Origin of the sequence: Pseudomonas ceruminis (assembly GCF_021602025.1) — a bacterium.
GTDB classification, from domain to species: Bacteria; Pseudomonadota; Gammaproteobacteria; order Pseudomonadales; family Pseudomonadaceae; genus Aquipseudomonas; species Aquipseudomonas ceruminis.
In genome coordinates, this window is the sequence record NZ_BQHW01000013.1 from 69,533 (window position 1) to 92,871 (window position 23,339).

Annotated in this window: 21 protein-coding genes and 1 other RNA gene; 7 read left to right on the forward strand and 15 right to left on the reverse strand. The window is 61.2% G+C overall.

Annotated features, from left to right (window positions below; genetic code table 11):
• Positions 1–18: 18 nt before the first annotated feature.
• Both L6D80_RS16245 and L6D80_RS16250 read left to right on the forward strand, forming a co-directional pair.
• Positions 19–1,989 carry a DUF262 domain-containing protein gene (locus L6D80_RS16245; protein WP_176515095.1) on the forward strand — a complete coding sequence of 657 codons (1,971 nt, stop codon included), beginning with the start codon at positions 19–21 and terminating at the stop codon, positions 1,987–1,989.
• 47 nt (positions 1,990–2,036) lie between these two features.
• Positions 2,037–2,261, forward strand: a complete 225-nt coding sequence (locus L6D80_RS16250; RefSeq protein WP_176515093.1) for a hypothetical protein — start codon at positions 2,037–2,039, stop codon at positions 2,259–2,261.
• A gap of 134 nt (positions 2,262–2,395) precedes the next feature.
• Here L6D80_RS16250 and L6D80_RS16255 read toward each other — a convergent pair whose 3' ends face one another.
• The 12 genes from L6D80_RS16255 to L6D80_RS16310 form a co-directional block, all read right to left on the reverse strand.
• Entirely contained in the window at positions 2,396–2,671 is a 276-nt protein-coding gene (locus L6D80_RS16255) for a hypothetical protein (RefSeq protein WP_033701633.1), read from the reverse strand.
• Entirely contained in the window at positions 2,668–3,648 is a 981-nt protein-coding gene (locus L6D80_RS16260) for an integrase domain-containing protein (RefSeq protein WP_176515091.1), read from the reverse strand. Before L6D80_RS16260 ends, L6D80_RS16255 begins: the two co-directional genes overlap by 4 nt.
• Positions 3,626–3,982 carry a hypothetical protein gene (locus L6D80_RS16265; RefSeq protein ID WP_176515089.1) on the reverse strand — a complete coding sequence of 119 codons (357 nt, stop codon included), beginning with the start codon at positions 3,980–3,982 and terminating at the stop codon, positions 3,626–3,628. The genes L6D80_RS16260 and L6D80_RS16265 overlap by 23 nt, the downstream gene beginning before the upstream one ends.
• Entirely contained in the window at positions 3,966–5,363 is a 1,398-nt protein-coding gene (locus L6D80_RS16270; RefSeq protein WP_176515087.1) for a YfjI family protein, read from the reverse strand. The genes L6D80_RS16265 and L6D80_RS16270 overlap by 17 nt, the downstream gene beginning before the upstream one ends.
• 966 nt (positions 5,364–6,329) lie before the next feature.
• Complete coding sequence (locus L6D80_RS16275) at positions 6,330–7,586, reverse strand: integrase domain-containing protein (protein WP_176515085.1); 1,257 nt, start codon at positions 7,584–7,586, stop codon at positions 6,330–6,332.
• A gap of 187 nt (positions 7,587–7,773) precedes the next feature.
• Positions 7,774–8,165: a transfer-messenger RNA gene (gene ssrA, locus L6D80_RS16280) on the reverse strand.
• 98 nt (positions 8,166–8,263) lie between these two features.
• Positions 8,264–8,557 (reverse strand): hypothetical protein, encoded by a 294-nt coding sequence (locus L6D80_RS16285; protein ID WP_176515083.1) that lies wholly within the window; start codon positions 8,555–8,557, stop codon positions 8,264–8,266.
• Between the two features lie 202 nt (positions 8,558–8,759).
• Positions 8,760–9,008, reverse strand: a complete 249-nt coding sequence (locus L6D80_RS16290; RefSeq protein ID WP_176515081.1) for a DUF3077 domain-containing protein — start codon at positions 9,006–9,008, stop codon at positions 8,760–8,762.
• Between the two features lie 4 nt (positions 9,009–9,012).
• The gene (locus tag L6D80_RS16295; RefSeq protein ID WP_176515079.1) at positions 9,013–9,282 is read right to left on the reverse strand and encodes a hypothetical protein; all 270 of its coding nucleotides are present in this window, start codon (positions 9,280–9,282) and stop codon (positions 9,013–9,015) included.
• A gap of 394 nt (positions 9,283–9,676) precedes the next feature.
• Positions 9,677–12,487, reverse strand: coding sequence for an FAD-binding and (Fe-S)-binding domain-containing protein (locus L6D80_RS16300; RefSeq protein ID WP_176515077.1), 2,811 nt, complete (start codon positions 12,485–12,487; stop codon positions 9,677–9,679).
• A 73-nt stretch (positions 12,488–12,560) separates the two neighbouring features.
• A complete protein-coding gene (gene lldD / locus L6D80_RS16305; RefSeq protein ID WP_054900940.1) occupies positions 12,561–13,706 on the reverse strand; it encodes an FMN-dependent L-lactate dehydrogenase LldD in 1,146 nt (381 codons plus the stop codon).
• A gap of 63 nt (positions 13,707–13,769) precedes the next feature.
• Positions 13,770–15,440 carry a lactate permease LctP family transporter gene (locus L6D80_RS16310; protein WP_176515075.1) on the reverse strand — a complete coding sequence of 557 codons (1,671 nt, stop codon included), beginning with the start codon at positions 15,438–15,440 and terminating at the stop codon, positions 13,770–13,772.
• A 256-nt stretch (positions 15,441–15,696) separates the two neighbouring features.
• On the opposite strand from L6D80_RS16310, the gene L6D80_RS16315 reads away from it, so the two are divergent.
• Complete coding sequence (locus L6D80_RS16315; RefSeq protein WP_054900942.1) at positions 15,697–16,464, forward strand: FCD domain-containing protein; 768 nt, start codon at positions 15,697–15,699, stop codon at positions 16,462–16,464.
• A gap of 112 nt (positions 16,465–16,576) precedes the next feature.
• On the opposite strand, the gene smpB is transcribed toward L6D80_RS16315, so the two are convergent.
• Positions 16,577–17,059: an SsrA-binding protein SmpB gene (smpB, locus tag L6D80_RS16320; RefSeq protein ID WP_054900943.1), complete on the reverse strand. Its 483-nt coding sequence runs from the start codon at positions 17,057–17,059 to the stop codon at positions 16,577–16,579.
• 163 nt (positions 17,060–17,222) lie between these two features.
• Here smpB and L6D80_RS16325 point away from each other — a divergent pair, with 163 nt between their 5' ends.
• Entirely contained in the window at positions 17,223–17,657 is a 435-nt protein-coding gene (locus L6D80_RS16325) for a type II toxin-antitoxin system RatA family toxin (RefSeq protein ID WP_054900944.1), read from the forward strand.
• A 66-nt stretch (positions 17,658–17,723) separates the two neighbouring features.
• Here the strand turns inward: L6D80_RS16325 and L6D80_RS16330 are convergent, their stop codons facing one another.
• Entirely contained in the window at positions 17,724–18,260 is a 537-nt protein-coding gene (locus L6D80_RS16330; RefSeq protein WP_054900945.1) for an outer membrane protein assembly factor BamE, read from the reverse strand.
• Positions 18,261–18,357: 97 nt separating this feature from the next.
• On the opposite strand from L6D80_RS16330, the gene fur reads away from it, so the two are divergent.
• Entirely contained in the window at positions 18,358–18,762 is a 405-nt protein-coding gene (fur, locus tag L6D80_RS16335) for a ferric iron uptake transcriptional regulator (RefSeq protein WP_008096237.1), read from the forward strand.
• A gap of 108 nt (positions 18,763–18,870) precedes the next feature.
• Here fur and recN read toward each other — a convergent pair whose 3' ends face one another.
• Positions 18,871–20,544: a DNA repair protein RecN gene (recN, locus tag L6D80_RS16340; protein ID WP_176515073.1), complete on the reverse strand. Its 1,674-nt coding sequence runs from the start codon at positions 20,542–20,544 to the stop codon at positions 18,871–18,873.
• A 191-nt stretch (positions 20,545–20,735) separates the two neighbouring features.
• Between recN and grpE the strand changes: the two genes are divergently transcribed.
• Both grpE and dnaK read left to right on the forward strand, forming a co-directional pair.
• Positions 20,736–21,290 (forward strand): nucleotide exchange factor GrpE, encoded by a 555-nt coding sequence (grpE, locus tag L6D80_RS16345; RefSeq protein WP_054900947.1) that lies wholly within the window; start codon positions 20,736–20,738, stop codon positions 21,288–21,290.
• A gap of 101 nt (positions 21,291–21,391) precedes the next feature.
• A complete protein-coding gene (gene dnaK, locus L6D80_RS16350) occupies positions 21,392–23,317 on the forward strand; it encodes a molecular chaperone DnaK (RefSeq protein WP_054900948.1) in 1,926 nt (641 codons plus the stop codon).
• The last annotated feature ends 22 nt before the right edge of the window (positions 23,318–23,339 follow it).

A 23,339-nucleotide genomic window follows, 5' to 3' on the forward strand; every position in this document is an offset into this window, starting at 1 on the left:
CACTGATAAGGACATCCTATGCGTCCCGACAAGAAAGCCGTCACCGACCTGTTTACCGAACGCGCGCAGTACCTGATTCCCTTGTTCCAGCGCGGTTACGTTTGGACGCTGAACGAGCAGGTGCAGCCGCTGTGGGAAGACCTCGTTGATCGCCTGGAGGCTATCGTCCAGCATCAGGCCGATGCAGCCATGGTGGGGGCTGGCCGGCTCAGGCCGCTACGCAGGCACTTTCTCGGCACCGTGGTGATCGGCAGCCTCAAGGGCGGCAGCAGTGATGCCGTGGGCAACCGCGATGTGATCGACGGCCAGCAGCGCATCACCACTCTGCAGATCCTGCTGCTGGCGTTTCGCGACCTGGTGGCGCCGCTGGATGACGAGGCGCTGAGCTACGACCTCAAGCCGCTGACGCAGAATATCGGTAAGTACCGTCAGAGCAGCGATTCGCTCAAGGTGCTGCCGACTAATGTCGGCCGCGATGTGATGCAAGCGCTGGCCGAACTGGGCAGCGCGGAGAAGGTTTGCGAGCGCTTCCCGGCCAAGGTTGGTCGGCAGTATCAGGAACGCCCGGCGATGGTGCGTGCCTACCTGTTCTTCCACGCCATGCTGGCCTGCCACCTGCGTGGCCTGCGCTACGATGACCCGTTGCCGGGCGCGGCGGCGGATGAAGAGCGCACCGTGGCCCATGCGGTGATTCGCTCCATCGACGCGGACAACCAGCTGAAACTGCCGGGCGCCGACCTACCGCTGCAGGTGGCGCGCGCCCATGCGCTGCTGGCCACCCTGCGCGAGGGCTTCCAGATCATGTCGCTGGAGCTGGAGGACGAGGACGACCCGCAGATCATCTTCGAAACCCTCAATGCCCGGGGCGCACCGCTGCTGCCGAGCGACCTGATCCGCAACTTCATCTTCCTCCACGCCACACGTAACGGCGAAGACGTGGATGAGCTGTATCGCCAGGGCTGGCAGCACTTCGACGAGACGGTGGACACCAGCAACGGCAAGGGCGCCAAGTTCTGGAAGCAGCAGGAGCGGCAGGGCCGCCTGAAGAACTCGCGACTGGATCTGCTGCTTTACCACTACGTGGGCATGCGCAAGTGCGAGGATCTGAAGGTGGCCCACGTATTCAACGAGTTCAAGGACTGGTGGCAGGATGAGCCGCGCGACACTCAGTGCGAGCTGGCGCGCATCACGCACCTGGCGGGGTATTTCCAGACCTTTATGGTGCCGGGGCAGGCGAGTCGCCTCGATCTGTTCTGCCGGCGTCTGAAGCTGCTGGATGTATCCACGGTTACGCCACTTGTGCTGTATCTACTGGAGCACCATAGGCCGGATTCCACGGAGTTCCTGCAGGCCATTGGTGATCTGGAGTCTTACTTGGTGCGCCGCTTTATCTGTGGCTACACCACCAAGAGCTACAACCGCACCTTCCTCAACCGCTTACTGGCGGAGATGGTGCGCGAGCAGAAGACCGATGCCGCGACCCTGCGTGACAAGCTGCTGTCCCTGCAGGGCGACAGCCAGTGCTGGCCGGATGACGAGGCCTTCGCCCGTAACTGGTGCCATCGCGCTCTTTACCAGGGCCGCAACACCAGCAAGGTCCGTGCGGTTCTCGAGGCGCTGGAGCTGTCCATGCGCGGTAGCAAGCAGGAGAGCCTGGTGCTACCTGATGGCCTGACCGTGGAGCATGTATTGCCGCAGAAGTGGCAAACGAACTGGCCGCTGGCCGAGGACACACCAGAGAACCAGGAAAGGCGCCGCCGCCTGCTGCACAGTATCGGCAACCTCACACTGGTGACCCAGGCCTTCAACTCAGCCCTGAGCAACGAACCCTTTGTCGTGAAGCGGCAGGAGATCGTGACCACCAGCCTGCTCATGCTCAATATGCACTTCCAGGCGTTTGGTGAGAACGATGCCTGGGAAGAAGAGCAAATCGTGTCGCGCGCCGACAAGCTGTTTTCCTATGCCCTGAGCCTCTGGCCTAGGCCGTAATCCCCTCAACGTTGAGTTTTTGCAATTACGTCTTGGATGACTTGAAGATGTTGGATCTTATAAAGCTTATCTGGCCGGATTTTTCGTTGCTGTTCTCAGCAGAAACCAATGGCGTCAGTGCCTGGTTCTGGATTGCTACGGCAGCAATCTTCGCTATTTCTGTGATATTCGTCGGGCTTCACGTAGTGTCTTGGAGGAGCGATAAGCTGCTGGTCACAAAAAATTGGATGGCGATCGGCACCAATTCTCTAGCATTTCGTCGCCCATGCTGACGGCATTTTGCCTTTATGCCATTAAGGTTGGAAGAGTGGATTTTGAACAGGTTCACTCAGCGATAGAATGTCCACGCTAAGATAGTTGAAGGGGAACAGAGAGCCCTGTGGACTGCCTACTCTCGATTCGAGCGTCAGATCAGCAACCCTCGGCCGCTCCCTAATCGCTTCCAGATCAATAGGGCGGTGAGTCGATAGTAATACCGGGTGGCGTCGGAATGGTCTTTCAGGTGCTGAGTGAGAAACCAGCGCACATGCTTGAGCTGCCAGGTCCAGGGATTATCGCGTTGCCATCGCTGTTGAATGGCCGCTTGCATGACTCGTGCTTGGCGTAGGTGACGTTGCTGCGTGGCCTTCGAACCGGTCAGTACGCCGCTCAGGAACAGCGTCATATCGAAGGGTTTGCTCATATTCTCCCGCCAATGTAGGCCGACACCACATCGATCCGGTTATGCCCGAGCTCTAGGCTGATTTGTTGGCGCGCCTGTTGATCAAGGTCACGGTCAATGCGGTAGCAGTGGCCGCCATTGACCGGTGCGGCGTGGCCCGTGAGCTGCTCGTAACGTTCGCAGGCGTAGGCTGCGCGCAGTTCATGAAAACCCTTCAGCCCGTGTGCATGCAGCGTTTCGCGGGCGGGGAGCACGGTTTGGTGCAGAAAAATGGCGTAGCTTTCGTCTCGGGCCAGCAAGTTGCGGCTGCCGGTCGGCGATGCCTGGCGAACCAACTGCAGGGCCGCTTTCACCGCTTCATTGGCGACGACCCATCGCGGCGCTGATGACCCTGAACGGCCGCCTTTGGTGCCGTCCTGGATGTTGATGCGGCCTAATCGTTCGGCTTCGCGGTGTAAGCGTGGCAGGTCAGCCAGGATCGCTTCGCGCAAGCGCATGCCGGTTGCTCGAGCTAGAAGGACTATGGCGGCCACCCGATCGTGTTGCTGTCCGCCAAGCACCTCCGCCAGTCGCCGCACCTGTTGGTGATCTTGGCCATCCGGCGCGCGAGTGCGTACGCTCGAGCGCTGCTGTCCCAACGCCTGACTCGGGCTGGCGATCCTCACCTCTTGATCACCGCGCAGCGCAGCAAGGGTGCGGTTGACGCTGCTCAGGCGGTTCTGCGCGGTGGCGATGCAGAGTGCACCTTGCTGGATCTGATGGCGCAGATACTCGGTGTAGTCTTGTAGCGTCTGTCTATCGATCTGGCGCGCATCGTTGTAGCCGGGGCCGTTCTCTGAGCGGCACCAGCGCACGAAGGCTTGCCAGCGATCGCTGTGTGCTTTGACGGTGGCGAAATGACCGCTGGCAAACAGATCTTCCAGTGCCTGTCGACCGGCGTAGCTCAGTTGGCGACCGTAGCCAAAGTTGCGACCGTCACGCCGTCCGGCCAGCGCCATTGTCTTCACATCGATTGGTTTGTAGGAGCAGCAGCAGGGCTTTCCAGTGGGGACCGATGGTGTCCAACTGTCCCCAGTGTGCTGGGCGGATGAGGAGGGCGCTTTCGCAGTGTTCCAGCAAAGCCCCTTCTTCTTGCAACTGCTCGATGAGCTGAGCGAGGTCGATGGGCTCTGATGTTGGAGTGGCGACAGCGGCGACACTGGCGACAACCCCCACTGCATATCGCTTGGCAGGTGGCGACAAAGTGGTGACGGTGGCGGCGACACTCCGTAACTCGGACGACGAGGGATGTTGCGCCTGGTAGCGGCGCACGGCGTCATTGAGGCGGAACATGGCGCACCTCGAATGTGTCTCCGGCATTGTTCAGCCAGTTATGGGTAACCAGCTGCAGCAATAACTCGAAAGTGTGCTGCGTGCTTTTACGGGCAAAGCGAGGGCCGTTGCGTGTGATGTCGCGGAGGCGAAACGGTGGCCAGTTCTTCTTTATCAACCAGCGCAGCAGGCAGTCGGCCTCTGCGCGAAGCTTATTCAATGGTTCCTGTTCGGTCAGGCGCTGGTTCTCGGCCAGGTAGTAGTCCATCAGCGTAGAGGCGCGCTGAATGTGGACTTCTTCCAAGGCAGTACACTCCTCAACCACCGCCATTAGGCCAGCCATGCGTAAAACGTTCGCGGCGGCTTTGCTCGCAGCAGCTTGCACATTGACCAGCTCGCCGAATTCCCCTGATTCGCATTCAATGGTGTCGTGAATGGCTACCCAGGCCTCCCGGGCGCGGGGGCTCAACTCTAGGGTTACAGGGTTGAGGCCGCCGTCTTTATGGCGTGACCAAGGCTTCTGCATCAGCGCGGCAATGCGCTGCTGGTACCGGTGCACCTTTGGATCTCGGGTCAGGTTGATAGCTTTGTACAGTCGTTGTCCAACCAGACGCTCGGGCCAACTGATCAGGCAGCGCCCCAGGATGCCTTGGTCTTTTATATCGACGTCCTGGAGTAAACGGTCGGCCAGGCGGGGCTGAAGCATCAAGTGCATGCTGAGGCGGCGATCATAGGCACGCAGACTTTCCCCAGCCATCGCGCGCGACCGATCAATCGGGCTACCGTCCCACAGCGTCGACAAGTGAGTGATCGCCTTGATCATGTTGTCCTTGCTCATGGTGCTACCGCCCAAAAACTGCCCGCCCTCATCGCTGAACAGCCCCATGCTGGGCAAACCATGGCACAGGCTTTTCACTAGACCTTCAATGGTAGGCTCAGCAGTGAGCAGTCTTGGTTGGACAGGTTCTGGTTGGGCGTCCAGCGCTAGCTGTGCTGACTTTTTCGAGGTTGGCGATTTCGCGGTGAGGCTCATTGAAGCCCGGTGCGCCTTGAGTTGTTCGCCGTAAGCGATCCACTGCTGTCTCTCCCAGTCGCGTACGGCCTGCAGCGCAATATGGCCCACCGCGCTTTTGCGATCACCCGAGCAAGCCACCGTCAGCAAGTACAGCGACAACGGATAAATTCGGCCGTCGAGGTAAACATTGGCGTGCGCCTGGCTCGCCAAAGCTGCCGTGGCTAGAACAGATTGCGCGGCCATGGCGCAGGGCACGCCGATCACATCGGCCATGCGTTCCACGGCAGGGCCCAATAGGTCGCCCAGCGCCGCGACCGGGTAGGGTAGGGGCGTAACCTGCTGTTCCAACAAGGGGCGTGGTGGCCCTTGTACTTCGCGCAGTTGCATAACCGTCCTCCATAAATTACCGATCTCTCCCTCACGTCATCCCGCCAAGAATGCTGAGTGTTATCAGGGATCAAGGCCCCTGCGACCTGTGAGGGTGTCCACTGACGCGGGACTGGCGGCTCCTTACGTCCGGGAGCAAGGGCATCTCATGATCTGGCCTCCTGAGCACCGTTACCGGTGGGCGGGTGGAGGCTGCATTGGCTGACGAGACCAGTGCCGCGAGATCCTGAGCCAGGTGCAAGCAGCACTGCGATGACCGGGGCATGCCTGACTGTCAGTCAGGTGCAGTCCATTCCTTGGTCTGCGGCACCATCATCTACAGCGCTGTTGCTGGTGACATCGGCGTTTGTCACGCCGATTGTCACGAGGGGAATTGCCGCAAAGCCATGTGCGATGAGGGCTGCAGCAGTGGTAGGAGCGCCCGTCTCTTTTCTGGCAAAAGAGACGGGCGAACGGTTGGCGCAAAACGTTGGTCGAGCAGGTTCGTTGCTGCAGGGCTAAAGGGTTAGCGGGCAGCCGCACTAGGCGGATTGTTTAGAGGGCGTCCATCATTCTGGCGAATGACCGTGCGAGCCTCCGGGCGCGAATCGCACTTTGGGATGAACCACCGGATTAGCGGCATGACCTTGAAGGCTCTGGTCATCTGGGGTGCTGCCTAAGGCAGCGCTTTGAACCTTCGTTCTATCGGTCACCGCGGCATTGGTCAATTGGTGAAGGGCACATGGAAATGCGCCAGATTCCTTCTTTGGCGTGCTTTGGAAGTCGGTGGGTGTCAGTGGCAAAGTGGCCGTTTGTCGCTTTTCTAGTGTTAGCCCGTGAGCATAGGGATGCGAAGCCTCCCCATGCTCACGGGCTTAGCCGGAGAAGCCAAACTTGAGGCGAGTTGGCGACTGTCGCCATCCGCTCAGACGGCAAGGATGTAGATGGCACGCGGTCTGTCGCCAGTGTCGCCGTTGTCGCAGCGCCCTATCGGATGGGTATTACATTCCGATCCCTAGCCACATTCATCGCGTTGGCCGAGAGATTACCCGTCGACGCCTTCAGAATGTACTCGCTCCACCAAGCCATCATCGGCCGCCGTCGCTCGATGTAGTCGGCTCGGTTGTAGGCACTGCGCACCTCATCCTTGTCGACGTGCGCCAGCGCCACTTCGATGAGCTCCGGGTCCCACCCATGTTCATTCAATATGGTGCTGGCCATCGAGCGCATGCCGTGGCTGACCAAGCGGTCCTGGAAGCCCATACGTTTCAACGCCATGTTGGCGGTCTGACTATTGGCATGAGTACGAGGGTTTCGGTCGGCCGGGAAGACGTATTCCCGATGACCACTGTGGGACTTCAGTATCTCCAGCAATGACATGACTTGATCGCTCAACGGGATGCTGTGCGGACGGCGCTTCTTCATCCGCTCCGGTGGAATGGTCCAGACACGCCTTTCAAAGTCGATGTCAGCCCAGCGAGTAGTCGCCGCCTCGGCGGGGCGAGTCATGGTGTGCAACTGCCATTCGATCAGGCAGCGGGTCGTGCGCTTGATACTAGCGTTCGCTATTTCCAGCATGAGCTCAGGAAGCTCCTCGGGTGGAAGCGCCGCCATGTTTTCTTTCTTCGGTTTCTTGAACACCGCCCGAATCCCGCTTAGCGGGTTCGCGAAGATCATTCCCGAATTGACACCGTAAGTCATGATCTCGTTGAGGCGCTGGCTAAGCCGCTTCACGGTTTCCAAGCTGCCTTTGGCTTCGATGGGCCGAAGAATTTTTATCACCATCGGTGCGCTGACTTCGGAGATTGGAGTCGATTTCATGCTCGGAAAAACGTGCAGCGTGAGTGAGCGCCAGATGTCCTCAGCATAGGCCGGCGTGACCGAGTCCTTTTTCAACTCGAACCAGGCGCTAGCTACTTTCTCGAACGTATGTTCTGTCTCGGCTAGCTTGGCTTGCGCGAGATCATTGCGCTGAGCTTTGGGGTCGATCCCCTGGGCAAGTACTTCCCTAGCTTCAACCGCTTTTCGCCGAGCTTGCGCCAGAGAGACCTCGGGATAGGAGCCGAGCGCCATGTTGATTCGATTCTTGGTGACCGGATGCCTGTAGTTGAAATTCCACTGCATCGAGCGGTTGACCCGGACTCGGAGCTGGAGCCCGTCGCCATCCGTGAGGACGTAGTCCTTGTCTTTGGGCTTGACCGCCTTGAGCTGGCGGTCGGAGAGGCGAGCTGTTTGAGCGCACATGGGTGGGGCTCCATGACACCTTTGGTATTCCCAAGATTAGTCTCAGGAAGGCTGGAATACCACCGGGAATACCGGGATGACTGGAACTCAAAAAACCATTGTGGTCCTCAAAAGAGCAGTAAACCCTTGATTTCACTGACTTCCAGGCACAAAAAAAGACGTCCTTGGACGTCTTTGATTGATCATTTGGTGGAGCCGGGGGGATTTGAACCCCCGTCCGCCAGTACTCCGCTGTCGGTACTACATGCTTAGCCGTGTCTACTGAGTTAATCCGCAGCCGCCCGACGGGCAGGGTGCTTTGGACGAGTTGGGTAAGTTTTAGTCGCTTTGCCCCCAACGTGCTACACGACGATCCTGTTCTGTATGACAATCATTTCGGGTTTACAGGCATCCCCTGATGATTGCTGGAGCCGAAGCTACCAGGAGAGCGGGCTCAGCTGCTTACGCAGCGAGAGCGTAACCCTCGTAGTTTTCGTCATTGGCAACTATAGAAAGTTGCAACAGTGGATTTACGAGTTCTGTTACCAACTCGGCATGCACCTAGAGTTTCGCTACCGGCGTCGAATCCTAATCGGCCCCACACTCAGCTCTAGCTGACGTACCTTTCGGCACGTGGGCTGAGTATACGCCTTTACGCGGGCGGCGTCGACAGCCGGTTCTTGCCGCCCGCTCTAGGCTCAAGCACCGCTGCCGCCGGCCGAGCCGCTGCCCTTGTCGGTTTTCTCCAGGCGTTCGAGGACTTTGCTGGTGATAGCGATGCATTTCTTGGTATCGCCCGAGGCCTGGGCGGCCTTGGCTTCGTCGATGTGTTCAGTGATCGCCTTGTCCAGGCCTTCGGAAGTGGCGCCGGCGGTGGCCATGCTGTCGTCGATCTTCTGCAGGTTAGCGGCGCAGAGGTCGTCAGCGGCAAACACCGGGGAAGCCAGGAGGGTAGCGGCCGCGAAGAGGGCCGAAAGCGCGGTACCTTTCATGGGTGTCTCCTTTGCAAGGCCTCTGGAAGGTGGGCCTGTAAGGGTGGACCGCTGCGTTTTGGCGAGGGTTCAATCGGCGTGCTGGCTAGGGGACATGACTGTGTGTGGCGGGATGTTGCGGGCGAGGGCTTTGCCCTCGATTCGCGGGGCAAGCCCGCTCCCACAGTATGGATGGCGGTGGGCCTGTGGGGCGGGGTAGCGTTTAGTGAGGCTTGGTCAGGCCGCGTTCCATGTCGTCGATGAGTGCCTTGGCCATCTCGCTGATGATGCGCGCCGCGCTGCCGGCCTGGCGGTCGTTTTCCATTTCGGCTTCGGTGGTGAGGTGGCGGATGCAGCCGAGCAGGACGGACAGCTGGCTGAAGGCTTGCTCGAAGGGGACGCCGGGTTGCAGGCGGAAGAGGTCGAACGATTCCTTTCCTGCGGTGGTGATCTTTTTCAGTTCGTCATGCATGGGGTCACCTCTGCCTTTGCGCGTTGTAGAGGTCGGTCAAGGCGTGCTCGATCAGCGCGCGTGAGGTTTCGCAAGCGTGGGCGGCGTTGCTGAGCATGTTCAGGCCGGGTTCGCCGGCGTGGGTGCGGCAGTGTTCGTCGATGGTTTCGGCGACGCCGCGCAGCAGTTCGCTGGCGTGAGCGAGTGCATCGGGTGTGGGCATGTCGCTGTGGATGGAGAAGTAGGGGGTGGCGATGACGCGCAGGCAGGGTGGGTCGGGTACGAGTTTCTTCATGGTCAGTTCCCAGTTTGTTGCTCAACGGGGGCCGCCAGCTTGAACCTTCTCACGGGGTTAGGGTGGCAGCCATGCGCGGGGTGAGAAACCGGTAAACATGGGAAATCCGGCCAGACCGAGGTCTGCCCGCGCAGGGCCGCCATTACGAGGCTGCTGTCATGTTTACGGGGTTCTCACACCCCATCGTTCGAAAACGACTCAGGGAAATTAGCCCTGATGGTTGTGAGCAACAACAGTGAAACGGCAGCGGCGGTCGTAGGATAATTCCCAAAGCATCCCATTCAGAAGCATTTGGTTGCAGGTTAGGAAATGTCTTACGGCTGGAGGGCGTGGGCGAGGGCTTTGCCCTCGATTCGCGGGGCAAGCCCGCTCCCACAATGGACCACGCCAGGCGTTAGATGGTGCGCGGGCGGGTGACGCGGTCTACCAGGTAGACGAGGCCGTGATAGTCGATGCCGCTGTGGGTGGATAGCCCGATCTCGCAGGTGCGACTGGTGGAGATGCCTTCGCTGCAATACTGCACCGCATCCTTCAGGCTACGCAGCGAGTGGGCGTTGAGCTCCGGTGTGGTGAAGCCCTTGTCACCGGCAAAACCGCAGCAGTGAATGCCTTCTGGTATCACCACTTGCTTGCTGCAGCGGCGGGCCAGGTCGATCAGTGCCTGGCTCTCGCCCAGGTGCTGGGTGCTGCAGGTCACGTGCACGGCTACCGGCTCTTCCTGCGGGGTGAACTCCAGTTTGTCCATCAGGTGGGTGCGGATGAAACGCACCGGGTCGTACAGGTCCAGGCGGGTCTCGCCAAGGTCCTGTACCAGGCGCAGGGTGCAGGGGCTGGTGTCGCAGTAGATGGGATCGAGGCCGCCGCGGCTGGCATGCAACAGCGCAGCGATCAGCTCCTGGCGCTTGTGCTCGGCCTGCTCGGGGTAGCCTTTGGAGGCGAACGGCTGGCCGCAGCAGAGGCTGTCGGCGTTGTCGGGGAACACCACCTGGTAACCGGCCTTTTCCAGCAGGGCGCGGGTCTTGTCGAGCAGGGAGCTTTGCTCGCGGTCGGCGTAGGCTGGGCCCATCACCCGTGACACGCAGGCCGCCAGGTACACCACCCGGGGGCGGGCATCGTTGCTCGCCGCGCCGAAGTCGATACTGCGCAGCGGCTGCGGTATGGCAGGGGTCCATTGCGGCAGGCGGCCTTTGCTGGCTTTACTCAACGACGCGCTCAGTCGGCCCAGGCGCGGGGCGCCCAGCAGCTTGCGGGCGGTGTTGGCGGCAGTCAGCGTCAGGCGGGCACCACCCAGCGCGGTGTGGAAATGCTCGGCCAGCCAGTCGGCGGTCTTTTCGTGTTCGGCGGCCTGGCTGCGCAGTTTCTTCACCAGCTCGCCGGTGTTGATGCCCACCGGGCAGCGCTGGGCGCACAGGCCGGTCGCGGCGCAGGTGTCGATGCCTTGGTACTGGTAGGTTTGCAGCAGTGCGCGGGTGTCGATGCCGGCGCGTTTTTTCGCCTGAATGTCACGCCACATCACGATGCGCTGGCGGGGGCTGAGGGTCAGGCCTTTGGAAGGGCACACCGGTTCGCAGAAGCCACACTCGATGCACTTGTCGACAATCTCGTCGGCGGCGGGCAGTGGCTTGAGGTTTTTCAGGTGGATGTCCGGGTCGGTGCTCAGCACCACATCGGGGTTGAGAATGCCGTTGGGGTCGAGCAGGCGCTTGAGCTTCCACATCAGCTGGTAGGCATCACTGCCCCATTCCAGCTCCACGAACGGCGCCATGTTGCGCCCGGTGCCGTGTTCGGCCTTGAGCGAGCCGCCGAACTCCACCGCCACCAGCTGTGCCACATCGTCCATGAAGGCCTGGTAGCGCGCGACTTCTTCGGCACTGTTGAAGCCTTGGGTGAAGACGAAGTGCAGGTTGCCTTCCAGCGCATGGCCGAAAATGATCGCTTCGTCGTAATGGTGCTTGTCGAACAGCTGGATCAGGCGGTTGACGCCTTCGGCCAGCTGTTCGACAGGGAAGGTCACGTCTTCGATGATCACGGTGGTACCCGTCTGGCGCACGGCGCCGACGGCGGGGAAGGTGTCCTTGCGGATTTTCCACAGCTGGTTGTACACCGCCGGGTCTTCGCTGAAATCGACCTGCTGCTCCAACGGGTAGTCGGCGATGGAGGCCATCACCTGGTGCAGTTGTTCATGCAGCAGGCTCTGGCTGGCGGCGCGGGACTCGATCAGCAGGGCGCAGGCATTGTCCGACAGGCCTTTTACCCACACCGGCATGCCCGGCATGTTCTGCACCGAGCGCAGGCTGCGGCGGTCGAGCAGTTCCACGGCGGAAACGGGCTGGCGCTTGAGCACGGTCACGGCGCGGCAGCAGCTTTCTACGCTGGGGAATACCAGCAGTGCGCTGGCCTTGTGCGGGTGGTCGGGGACGGTGTCGTAGGTGACGGCGCTGATGAAGCCCAGGGTGCCTTCGGAACCGACCAGCAGGTGCTGCAGGATATCCAGCGGCTTGTCGTAGTCCACCAGGGCGTTGAGCGACAGGCCTGTGGTGTTTTTCAGGCGGTATTTATGCCGGATGCGGTCGGCCAGTTCGGTGTTGGCGCGGGTTTCGCGGCCAAGCCTGGCCAGCGCTTCCAGCAGGCTGGCGTGGCTGGCCTGGAAGGCGGCGACGCTGGCCGGGTCTTCGCTGTCCAGGCGGGTGCCGTCAGCCAGCACCAGGCGCAGGCCGGCCAGGGTGTGGTAGGTGTTCTGCGCGGTGCCGCAGCACATGCCGCTGGCGTTGTTGGCGACGATGCCGCCGATCTTGCAGGCGTTGATCGAGGCCGGGTCGGGGCCGATCTTGCGCCCGAAAGGCGCCAGCCAGGCGTTGGCCTGGGCACCGATGACGCCAGGTTGCAGGCGGATCTGCTCGCCTTGGCCACGGATTTCCTTGCCGCCCCAGTTGTCGCCAAGCACGATCAGCACCGAATCGCTGATGGCCTGGCCAGACAGGCTGGTGCCGGCAGCGCGGAAGGTGACCGGCACGCGATCGCGTTGGGCCAGGTGCAGCAGCCCGACCACTTCGTCCTCAGACTCCACGCGCACCACCAGCTTGGGGATCAGCCGATAGAAGCTGGCGTCGGTGCCAAAGGCCAGGGTGGACGTTGCGTCGTCGAAACGGCGTTCGGCGGGTATCAGGCGCTCGGCATCACGCAGGAACGCGGCGGGCAGGCTCATGCAATCTCCTCGCGGGGCCATGGCGTCTGCGCGCCGTGTGCCCCGGTCATTCAGGCGGTGTTCTGACAGGCGCTCAGGCGCCCAGTTCGCGGACCAGCGAGTCGCGGCTGATTTCGCTGATCGACTTGGCGCCGGTCAGCACCATGGCCACGCGCATTTCTTTTTCGAACAGTTCGAGCAGGTTTTTCACCCCGGCCTGGCCATGCACTGCCAGGGCCCAGAGGAAGGCACGGCCGATCAGCACGGTGTCGGCGCCCAGCGCAATCATGCGCACCACGTCCAGGCCACTGCGGATGCCGGAGTCGGCGAGGATCTTCAGGTCGCCCTTCACGGCGTCGGCAATGGCTGGCAAGGCGCGGGCGCTGGACAGCACGCCGTCGAGCTGGCGGCCGCCGTGGTTGGAGACGACGATGCCGTCGGCGCCAAACTTGACGGCGTCACGGGCGTCGTCGGCGTCGAGGATGCCCTTGATGATCATCGGGCCGTCCCAGAATTCGCGGATCCACTCCAGGTCTTTCCACGAAATCGACGGGTCGAAGTTGGCGCCCAGCCAGCCGATGTAGTCGGCAAGGCCGGTGGGGTTGCCACGGTATTTGGAGATATTGCCCAGGTCATGCGGGCGGCCCATCACGCCGACGTCCCAGGCCCATTCGGGGTGGGTCATGGCTTGCAACACGCGGCGCATCGGGCCGTTGGCGCCGCTCATGCCGGAGTGGGCGTCACGGTAGCGGGCACCGGGTACCGGCATGTCGACGGTGAACACTAGGGTTTTCACCCCGGCGGCCTTGGCCCGCTCCAGGGCATTGCGCATGAAGCCGCGGTCCTTGAGCACGTACAGCTGGAACCACATGGGCCGGTCGATGGCCGGGGCGACTTCTTCGATGGGGCACACCGACACGGTGGACATGGTGAACGGGATGCCGTGGGCCGCTGCGGCACGTGCCGCCTGCACTTCGCCACGGCGGGCGTACATGCCGGTGAGGCCGACCGGGGCCAGGGCCACAGGCATGCTCAGGGTTTCGTCGAACAGCCGGGTTTCCAGGCTCAGCTCAGACATGTTCTTCAACACGCGCTGGCGCAGGGCGATGCTGGCCAGGTCCGAAACGTTGTGGCGCAGCGTGTGCTCGGCGTAGGCCCCGCCGTCGGCGTAGTGGAAGAGGAAGGGGGGCAGCTTGCGTTGGGCCGCGGCGCGATAGTCGGTGGAGGCGGAAATGATCATGGATTCTCGCAGCGTTGGTTGAAGGAAATACCGGGCGCGCGCTGGCGCCCGGCCCCTTTCACTTTAGTGATGAACCAGCATGCCGGTCAGCCAATAGGCCTGGATCAGGGTAATCAGGCCGACGATGGTGGCGAAGAACAGGCTGTGCTTGACGGTGAAGCGGAACAGGTCGGATTCCTTGCCCACCAGGCCGGTAGCGGCGCAGGCCACGGCGATCGACTGCGGCGAGATCATCTTGCCGGTCACGCCGCCGCTGGTGTTGGCGGCTACCAACAGGGTGTCGTTGACGCCAATCTGGTGCGCAGTGGTGGCTTGCAGCGAACTGAACAGGGCGTTGGACGACGTGTCCGAGCCGGTCAGGAACACACCCAGCCAGCCGAGGAACGGCGAGAAGAACGGGAACGCGGCACCGGTGCCGGCCAGGACCAGGGCCATGGTCGACGACATGCCCGAGTAGTTGGTGACGAAGGCGAACGCCAACACCATGCCGATCGACAGGATGGGCCAGCGCAGCTCCCAGAAGGTTTCCTTGAAAGTGGTCAGACCAGTTTTGACGTTGATCTTCAGCACTGCCATGGAGATCAGCGCAGAGAGGAAGATCGCAGTGCCGGTCGCAGAGATCGGGTCGAGCTTGAACACCGCTGGCATGGCGGTCGGTGCTGTGACGATGGGCGCGGTCTTGATCACCAGCTGGTCGAGGTGCGGGATGGCGAAATTGAACACGAAGTTGTACATCGCACCGCCCGGGGCGAACGCGGCCTTGAATGGCTTCAGCGTCCAGATGGTGACCAGCACGGTGAGGATCAGGAATGGCGACCAGGCTTTGAAGATTTCGCCAAAGCTGTAGGGGCTCGGCTGGCTGCCGCCGCTGCTGACCACGGCTGCGCCAACGCTGCCTTTGGCTTCGGCGAACGAGCGCTTGGGCTGCCAGACTTTCAGGAACAGGGTCAGGGCGATCAGGCTGGCCAGGGCCGAGGTGATGTCGGGCAGTTCCGGGCCGATGAAGTTGGAGGTGAAGTACTGGGTCACGGCAAAGCTCAAGCCGGCGACCAGGGCTGCAGGCCAGGTTTCCTTCACGCCGCGCAGGCCGTCCATCATGAATACCAACCAGAACGGCACGAACAGCGACAGCAGCGGCAGTTGGCGGCCGGTCATGGCGCCGATGTGGAAGGCGTCGATGCCTGTCACCTGGCCGGCAACGATGATCGGAATACCCAGGGCGCCGAAGGCCACCGGCGCGGTGTTGGCGATCAGGCACAGGCCAGCGGCATACAGGGGGTTGAAGCCCAGGCCCACCAGCAGCGCGGCAGTGATGGCCACTGGGGCGCCGAAGCCGGCGGCACCTTCGAGGAAGGCCCCGAAGCAGAAGCCGATCAGCAGCACCTGCAGACGTTGGTCGTCGGTGATCGACAGTACCGAGCTGCGGATGACTTCGAACTGGCCGCTCTTGACCGTGAGTTTGTACAGGAACACCGCGGCAACGATGATCCAGGCAATCGGCCAGAGGCCGTAGAGGAAGCCATAACCCGCGGCGGCGAGGGCCATGTCGACAGGCATCTGGAAGGCGAAGATCGCCACCAGAATCGACAGGGCAAGGGTGATGCTACCGGCGACGTGGCCCTTGAGGCGGAACACGGCGAGGGCGAGGAAGAAGAACACGATAGGGATGACCGCCGCCAGTGCGGACAGGCCAAGACTACCAAGCGGGCTATAGAGTTGTTGCCAGGTTTGCATATGGGGTGGCCCCTAATTGTTGTTGGTCAGGCACTGGCATTGGATAATTGGTAAGACCAATTTACAATGGCTGGTCGCTAGGTTAAAAGCGCTGTCGTGGGTGTGTCAATTTGTCCCGCGCAAAACTTTGGTCGGGCACCGATGAATGGCCCGCTGTTTGCCAGGGAAAAACCCCACCTGATGGGTGCTGGCGCTGCGTGGATCGGCGAGAATAGGCTCCCCCCGAAATGTGCCGGGGGTTTGTGGAGAGCAAGTGATGGTTTTTGATCAGGTCCGCCAACGGCGCCTGTCCGACGACATCGTCGATCGGTTGGAAGGGATGATTCTGGAAGGCACGCTGACCTCCGGGCAGCGGCTGCCGGCCGAACGTGTCCTCGCCGAACAGTTCGGTGTGTCGCGCCCCTCACTGCGCGAGGCGATCCAGAAGCTGGTGGCCAAGGGGCTGCTGGTCAGTCGCCAGGGCGGCGGCAACTATGTGGCCCAGTCGCTGGGGTCGACGTTCAGCGACCCGTTGTTGCAGTTGCTAGAGCACAGTGCCGAGGCGCAGCGCGACCTGCTGGAGTTTCGCCATACGCTGGAGGCCTCATGTGCGTATTACGCGGCCCAGCGGGCCACCGAGCCTGATCGTCTACGCCTGAAAGCAGCGTTCGATACCTTGCAGGATTGCTATGCACGGGCCGACGAGGTTACCCGTGCAGAAGAGGGGGCGGCGGATGCGCGTTTTCACCTGGCGATTGCCGAAGCCAGCCACAATGCCGTGCTGCTGCACACCATTCGCGGGTTGTTCGACCTGCTCAAGCGCAACGTGGTGACCAACATTGGCGGCATGTACCAGCAGCGTAGCGAAACGCGGGACATGCTGATCAGCCAGCACCGCGAGCTGTACCTGGCAATTGTCGAGGGCAGGGCGGACGAGGCGCGCGAGGTGTCCAGCCGGCACATTCTGTATGTGCAGGAAGTGCTGGAAGAGGCGCAGGACGAGGCGCAGCGGGTAGCGCGGGCGGAGCGGCGCAGCGGGCGCTAGTGTGCTGCGGCCCCTTCGCGGGGCAAGCCCGCTCCTACAGGATTAAGGCCGCACGCCAATCCTGTAGGAGCGGGCTTGCCCCGCGAAGGGCCTGCACAGGCAAAAAGAAGTCTTAGTCTTCCTTGCCCTTATTGCGCACCGCACGCTGCAGCTCGCGGTTGGAATCGCGTTCGCGCACGGTATCGCGCTTGTCGTATTCCTTTTTACCCTTGCCGAGCGCGATTTCGCACTTGATCAGGTGCTTGCTCCAGTACAGCGCCAAGGCCACGCAGGTGTAGCCCTTCTGCGCCACAGCGGCTTCCACGCGCTCGAGCTCGCGCTTGTTCAGCAGCAGCTTGCGGGTGCGGGTAGGGTCGGCGATGACGTGGGTGCTGGCAGTGGTCAGCGGGGTGATGTGGCTGCCGAACAGCCAGGCTTCGCCATCCTTGAGCAGCACGTAGCTGTCGGTCAGGTGCGCCTTGCCGGCCCGCAGGCTTTTTACTTCCCAACCGGACAGGACCAGCCCGGCCTCGAACTTGTGTTCGATGAAGTAATCGTGTCGCGCTTTCTTGTTTTGCGCGATGGTCCCGGTCGGATGTTTCTTTTGCTTAGCCATAGGGGCGGCATTATAGGCAAGTCATCGCGTCGTCGGCTACGGGATTTCGGTGTGCTTGAGCCACCGCAATGAATACCGGACAATACAGGCCCTGTCATACGCACAGAACCTGTTTTCGGCACGCTGCGAAGCGCCGCCACCCAGCCTTGGAAGTGACGCCTGGATGACTACCCATATTCAACGCTCCGCCCTGCTGCCGTACCCTGCCCAGGCGCTCTACGATCTGGTCAACGACGTGGCCAACTACCCACAATTTTTGCCCTGGTGCTCTGCATCGACGGTGATCGAGGCCAGTGACACGCACATGCGGGCGAAGCTGGAAGTGGCCAAGGGCGGCATGAGCCAGCAGTTTGTCACGCGCAATGTGCTGGTGCCGGGGCAGTCCATCGAGATGAACCTGGAAGAAGGGCCGTTCACCCAACTGCATGGCGTGTGGGTGTTCAAGCCGCTGGGCGAAAAGGCCTGCAAGATCAGCCTGGACCTGTCCTTCGATTACGCTGGGCCGATTGTGCGCGCTACGTTGGGCCCGCTGTTCAACCAGGCCGCCAATACCTTGGTGGATGCGTTTTGCCAGCGCGCCAAGCAGCTCTATAGCTGATTGCTGGCAAGCGGTTGCCCACAAAAAAGCCCGGGCCTTGGCCCGGGCTTTTCATGTCACCTGCAATTACTGCGGCGACGTTTCCAGAGGGGCAGGGGTCGGCACCGGCGTAGTTTCGATGGTGTCGATCTCGCGCTGGATGGACTCTTCCACCGAACCGGCCTTGGCCGGTTTCTCTTCCGGCTGCGGCGCTGGCTGGCCTGGCTCGGTGGCCGGGCTGACCGTGGTATTGCTGCTGCCGCCGAGGATTTCCTGGTCGCGGCTCACGCCTGGCATGAAGTCGCCCGACAGGCTCACCAGTTGGTCGCTGTCGTTGAAGAAGATGCTCATGCGTTCCTGCTGGCGTTGCCCGCCACCAGGCTGCAAGCTGTACAGGTAATCCCAACGATTGGTGTTGAACGTATCCTGGAGCAGCGGGTTGCCCATGATAAACCTTACTTGCCGACGGGTCATTCCGGGGCGTAATTGGTCTATCATGTCTTGCGTGACGACATTGCCCTGCTGGATGTCGATTTTGTAAACCCCGGGAAACGAGCAACCGGCGAGTGCGAGCAGTCCCACGAAGGTGAGGCTGGTTAGCAAGTGCTTGGTGTTGTTTTGCATCGGTGGGCGACTTCCACTATCTTGGCTGGACAACGTAAACCCCGATCATACCCGTATTAAGAGAAGCTGCGAAGCAGCATCGGCGAGAAAGCTGACCATGGTTGAAAATAGCGAATTGCGCAAAGCCGGTCTCAAGGTGACACTGCCTCGAGTCAAGATCCTTCAGATGCTCGATTCGACCGAGCAACGTCACATGAGCGCCGAGGATGTCTACAAGGCGCTGATGGAGGCTGGCGAGGACGTCGGTCTGGCAACCGTTTATCGCGTACTGACCCAGTTCGAAGCGGCTGGTCTGGTGGTGCGCCACAACTTCGATGGCGGTCACGCGGTTTTCGAGCTCGCGGACGGCGGTCACCACGACCATATGGTCAACGTGGAAACCAGCGAAGTGATCGAATTCATGGATGCCGAAATCGAGCGGCGTCAAAAGGAGATCGTGGCCGAGCATGGCTACGAACTGGTGGACCACAACCTGGTCCTCTATGTGCGTAAGAAAAAGTAACGATTTCGATCGTTATGAACTGCAAAGGCGACCCTAGGGTCGCCTTTGTGCTTTCTACGCTATCAACTCCAGGTCGACTCCCTTGCCTGCGAAGAGGGTGACTGAGGCTCACGCCTTGCCGCTGACGACCATCTTGCGCGCGTGCGCCAACGATTCCTTGGTCAGGTCGATCCCGCCCAGCATCCGTGCCACTTCCTCGACCCGCTCGCGTTTGCCCAGGTTGGCCACGGCGGTGTGGGTGGTGTCGCTGTTGCGCACCTTGTGTACGAACAGGTGGTGGTGCCCTTGCGCTGCAACTTGTGGCAGGTGGGTGACGGTCAGCACCTGGCCCCGTTCACCCAGCCGGCGCAGCAACTGGCCGACGATCTCGGCGGTAGGCCCGCCGATACCCACGTCCACCTCGTCGAATACCAGTGTTGGTATGCGCGAGGTTTGTGCAGTGATGACCTGAATCGCCAAGCTGATACGTGACAATTCACCCCCGGAGGCTACCTTGGCCAGGCCTTTGAGCGGCTGCCCCGGGTTGGCGCTGACCAGCAATTCGATCTGCTCCAGGCCGTGTGGCGACAGGTCGCTGCCTTCGTTGGGCGTGAGCTCGATACAGAAGCGGCCACCGGGCATGCCCAGGCGCTGGATTTCCTGCTCAACCGCAATCGCCAGTTGCTGCGCAGCCTGCTGGCGCAAGGCACTCAGCTCGATGGCCCTCTCTTTGTAATGCTGGGCAAAGGCGGCCAGTTCTTCGCCGAGGCGTTCAATCGACTCGTCGCTGGCATTCAGGCCTTCGATCTCTTCCATCAACTGCTGTTGCAGGTGCGGCAGTTCAGTGGGGTGCACGCGGTGTTTGCGCGCCAGGGTATAGATGGTGTCCAGGCGCTCTTCCAGTGCCTGTAGGCGCATGGGGTCTGCGTCGAAGTTGTCGAGGAAACGATTGAGCTCGCCAACGGCTTCTTCGATCTGGATCTGCGCGCTGGCGATCAGGTTGGCGGCCTCACCCAGCGCCTTCGGGGTGTTGTTCGCCGCGCCCAGGCGGTTGAGGCTGGCGGTCAGGGCGCCGAGCACATTGCCCGAATCGCTTTCGCTGCATTGGTCGATGACCTGGCGGCAGATGCCGAACAGGGCTTCGGCATTGGTCAGGTTCTTGTGTTCCTGCTCCAACTGCTCCAGCTCGTTTTCACCCAGGCCGAGGTTATCGAGTTCTTCGAGCTGGTAGCTGAGCAACTGATGGCGGGCGCGCTGCTCGTCACCGGAGTTGGACAGCCGCTCGAGCTCCAGGCGGGTCTGGTTCCAGCGCTTGGCCGCCAGTTGTACTTGGCGGGCCAGGTCGATGGCGCCGGCGTACTCGTCGAGCAGGCGGCGGTGGGTGTCGGTCTTGAGCAGCGATTGGTGTTCATGCTGGCTGTGGATGTCGATCAGCAGTTCGCCCAGGGCCTTCAGATCGCTCAGCGGGCAGGGGGTGCCGTTGATGTAGCCGCGGCTGCGGCCCTCTGCGGTGATAACCCGGCGCAGAATGCAGGGCCCGTCGTTGTTCAGGTCGCGTTCGGTGAGCCAGGTATGTGCTTCGGGAATGTCCACCAGGTCGAAGGTGGCCAGGATGTCTGCCTTGTCTGCACCGGGGCGCACCACGCCGCTGTCGGCGCGATCCCCCAGGGCCAGGCCGAGGGCGTCGAGCATGATCGACTTGCCGGCACCGGTTTCGCCCGTGATGACGGACATGCCACGGGCAAGTTCGAGGTCGAGGTGTTCGACGATGGCGTAATTTTGAATGGACAGGTGCACCAGCATGGGGGCGGCTCCCGAAGGTCAGGTCTGGTTATTTATACAGTACTTTTTTCAGGTCTGCCAATGCCCGCCGAGAGATTCCTGATAGGCCCTGAAAAGCGCATTGCCCCTTGAAGCTGGTTTTTCCGGCCCCATATAGCCGGCAGACACGGCGAGCTTTGCTCGTACTACAGAAATTGCGAAGGAGAGACCCCATGGCTGACGAACAGCTGAATGAGAAAGACCTTAACGCTGAAGAGACTGGTGCAGTAGAAATCGGCGCCCGTGTTCAGGAGCTCGAGGAGCAGCTGGCCGCCGCCAAGGATCAGTCCCTGCGTGCCGTTGCCGACCTGCAGAACGTGCGCCGTCGCGCCGAGCAGGACGTCGAGAAGGCACACAAGTTTGCCCTGGAGAAGTTCGCAGGCGATCTGCTGCCGGTGATCGACAGCCTGGAACTCGCCCTGGCGCACTCCAGTGCTGAAGATGAGCACGTCAAGAAGATCCGCGAAGGTGTTGAGCTGACCCTGAAGATGTTCCAGGACACCCTCAAGCGTTACAACCTCGAAGCCATCGATCCGCACGGCCAACCATTCAATGCCGAGCACCATCAGGCGATGGCCATGCAGGAGAGCGCTGAAGCAGAGCCCAACAGCGTGCTGAACGTGTTCCAGAAGGGTTACCTGCTCAACGGCCGCCTGCTGCGCCCTGCCATGGTAGTGGTCAGCAAGGCGCCGAGCGCCCCGCAACCTTCGATCGATGAAAAGGCTTGAAATCCGTCGGGGCATCCCCATCTAGGTGTCAAGCCTTCAAGTATTACTGCAGTTGGCCAACGTAGTCGCTGCTACCAAATTCAAGTTTCGGGAGAGTTAACATGGGTAAAATCATCGGTATCGACCTGGGGACCACTAACTCGTGCGTCTCCATTCTGGAAAACGGTAACGTCAAAGTCATCGAAAACGCCGAAGGTGCGCGTACCACCCCTTCGATCGTGGCCTACGCCAACGATGGCGAAATCCTGGTAGGTCAGTCGGCCAAGCGCCAGGCTGTCACCAACCCGCACAACACCCTGTTCGCAGTGAAGCGCCTGATTGGCCGCCGCTTCGAAGAAGACGTCGTGCAGAAAGACATCAAGCTGGTGCCGTACAAAATCGTCAAGGCGGGCAACGGTGACGCCTGGGTCGAGGCTGCTGGCAAGGAAATGGCTCCGCCGCAGATCAGCGCCGAAGTCCTGAAGAAAATGAAGAAGACCGCCGAAGACTACCTCGGTGAGCCTGTTACCGAAGCGGTCATCACTGTTCCGGCCTACTTCAACGACAGCCAGCGCCAGGCGACCAAAGACGCCGGCCGCATCGCTGGCCTGGACGTAAAACGTATCATCAACGAGCCGACTGCCGCTGCACTGGCGTATGGCATGGACAAGGCCAAGGGCGACCACACCGTCATCGTTTATGACCTGGGTGGTGGTACCTTCGACGTATCGGTCATCGAAATCGCCGAAGTCGACGGTGAGCACCAGTTCGAAGTGCTGGCCACCAACGGCGACACCTTCCTGGGTGGTGAAGACTTCGACATGCGCCTGATCGACTACCTCGTCGAGGAGTTCAAGAAAGAGTCCGGCATGGACCTGAAGAACGACCCTCTGGCTCTGCAGCGCCTGAAAGAAGCTGCGGAAAAGGCCAAGATCGAGCTGTCGTCCGCTCAGTCGACCGACGTCAACCTGCCGTACATCACTGCAGATGCGACCGGTCCGAAGCACCTGAACGTGAAGATTTCCCGCGCCAAGCTGGAGTCGCTGGTAGAAGACCTGGTCAACCGTACCATCGAGCCTTGCCGCATCGCGCTGAAAGACGCTGGCATTGACGTGAGCAAGATCGACGACGTGATCCTGGTCGGTGGCCAGACCCGTATGCCGCTGGTGCAGAAGTCTGTTGCCGACTTCTTCGGTAAAGAAGCACGCAAAGACGTCAACCCGGACGAAGCTGTCGCCATGGGTGCAGCCATTCAGGGCGCGGTTCTGGCCGGTGACGTCAAAGACGTACTGCTGCTGGACGTTAGCCCGCTGACCCTGGGTATCGAAACCATGGGCGGCGTGATGACCTCGCTGATCGAGAAGAACACCACCATCCCGACCAAGAAGTCGCAGGTGTTCTCGACTGCCGACGACAACCAGGGCGCCGTGACCATCCACGTGCTGCAGGGTGAGCGTAAGCAGGCTGCGCAGAACAAGTCGCTGGGCAAGTTCGACCTGGCTGACATTCCGCCAGCACCGCGTGGCGTTCCGCAAATCGAAGTGACCTTCGACATCGACGCCAACGGCATCCTGCACGTCAGCGCCAAAGACAAGGCCACTGGCAAGTCGCAGTCGATCGTGATCAAGGCCAACTCCGGCCTGTCGGACGAAGAAATCGAGCGCATGGTGCGTGACGCCGAGGCGAACGCCGAGGAAGACCGCAAGTTCGAAGAGCTGGCCGCCGCCCGTAACCAGGGTGATGCGCTGGTGCACTCGACGCGCAAGATGGTCGCTGACGCCGGTGACAAGGTCACTGCCGAAGAGAAGGCTGCCATCGAGGCTGCCGTGGTTGCCCTGGAAGCCGCTGTCAAAGGCGACGACAAGGCTGCCATCGAAGCCAAGGTCGAAGAGCTGTCCAAGGTCTCGGCACCGGTCGCGCAGAAGATGTACGCCGACCAGGCTCAGCAGCCTGAAGGCGGCGCCCAGCAACAAGCCGAGCCGGAAGCCAAGCACGATGACGTGGTTGACGCCGAGTTCGAAGAAGTGAAAGGCGACGACAAGAAGTAATCGTTGCATGTTGTCGGCCAGC

Excerpts from the sequence above, each read along its gene's own strand:
- smpB (WP_054900943.1), bottom strand. The coding sequence starts at position 17,059 with ATGGCTAAGCAAAAGAAACATCCGACCGGGACCATCGCGCAAAACAAG.
- L6D80_RS16250 (WP_176515093.1), top strand. The coding sequence starts at position 2,037 with ATGTTGGATCTTATAAAGCTTATCTGGCCGGATTTTTCGTTGCTGTTC.
- L6D80_RS16325 (WP_054900944.1), top strand. The coding sequence starts at position 17,223 with ATGACTACCCATATTCAACGCTCCGCCCTGCTGCCGTACCCTGCCCAG.
- L6D80_RS16275 (WP_176515085.1), bottom strand. The coding sequence starts at position 7,586 with ATGTGCGCTCAAACAGCTCGCCTCTCCGACCGCCAGCTCAAGGCGGTC.
- recN (WP_176515073.1), bottom strand. The coding sequence starts at position 20,544 with ATGCTGGTGCACCTGTCCATTCAAAATTACGCCATCGTCGAACACCTC.
- dnaK (WP_054900948.1), top strand. The coding sequence starts at position 21,392 with ATGGGTAAAATCATCGGTATCGACCTGGGGACCACTAACTCGTGCGTC.
- L6D80_RS16295 (WP_176515079.1), bottom strand. The coding sequence starts at position 9,282 with ATGAAGAAACTCGTACCCGACCCACCCTGCCTGCGCGTCATCGCCACC.
- L6D80_RS16330 (WP_054900945.1), bottom strand. The coding sequence starts at position 18,260 with ATGCAAAACAACACCAAGCACTTGCTAACCAGCCTCACCTTCGTGGGA.
- L6D80_RS16245 (WP_176515095.1), top strand. The coding sequence starts at position 19 with ATGCGTCCCGACAAGAAAGCCGTCACCGACCTGTTTACCGAACGCGCG.
- L6D80_RS16310 (WP_176515075.1), bottom strand. The coding sequence starts at position 15,440 with ATGCAAACCTGGCAACAACTCTATAGCCCGCTTGGTAGTCTTGGCCTG.
- L6D80_RS16285 (WP_176515083.1), bottom strand. The coding sequence starts at position 8,557 with ATGAAAGGTACCGCGCTTTCGGCCCTCTTCGCGGCCGCTACCCTCCTG.
- L6D80_RS16265 (WP_176515089.1), bottom strand. The coding sequence starts at position 3,982 with ATGTTCCGCCTCAATGACGCCGTGCGCCGCTACCAGGCGCAACATCCC.
- fur (WP_008096237.1), top strand. The coding sequence starts at position 18,358 with ATGGTTGAAAATAGCGAATTGCGCAAAGCCGGTCTCAAGGTGACACTG.
- L6D80_RS16315 (WP_054900942.1), top strand. The coding sequence starts at position 15,697 with ATGGTTTTTGATCAGGTCCGCCAACGGCGCCTGTCCGACGACATCGTC.
- L6D80_RS16290 (WP_176515081.1), bottom strand. The coding sequence starts at position 9,008 with ATGCATGACGAACTGAAAAAGATCACCACCGCAGGAAAGGAATCGTTC.
- grpE (WP_054900947.1), top strand. The coding sequence starts at position 20,736 with ATGGCTGACGAACAGCTGAATGAGAAAGACCTTAACGCTGAAGAGACT.
- L6D80_RS16255 (WP_033701633.1), bottom strand. The coding sequence starts at position 2,671 with ATGAGCAAACCCTTCGATATGACGCTGTTCCTGAGCGGCGTACTGACC.
- L6D80_RS16260 (WP_176515091.1), bottom strand. The coding sequence starts at position 3,648 with ATGGCGCTGGCCGGACGGCGTGACGGTCGCAACTTTGGCTACGGTCGC.
- lldD (WP_054900940.1), bottom strand. The coding sequence starts at position 13,706 with ATGATCATTTCCGCCTCCACCGACTATCGCGCCGCGGCCCAACGCAAG.
- L6D80_RS16270 (WP_176515087.1), bottom strand. The coding sequence starts at position 5,363 with ATGCAACTGCGCGAAGTACAAGGGCCACCACGCCCCTTGTTGGAACAG.
- L6D80_RS16300 (WP_176515077.1), bottom strand. The coding sequence starts at position 12,487 with ATGAGCCTGCCCGCCGCGTTCCTGCGTGATGCCGAGCGCCTGATACCC.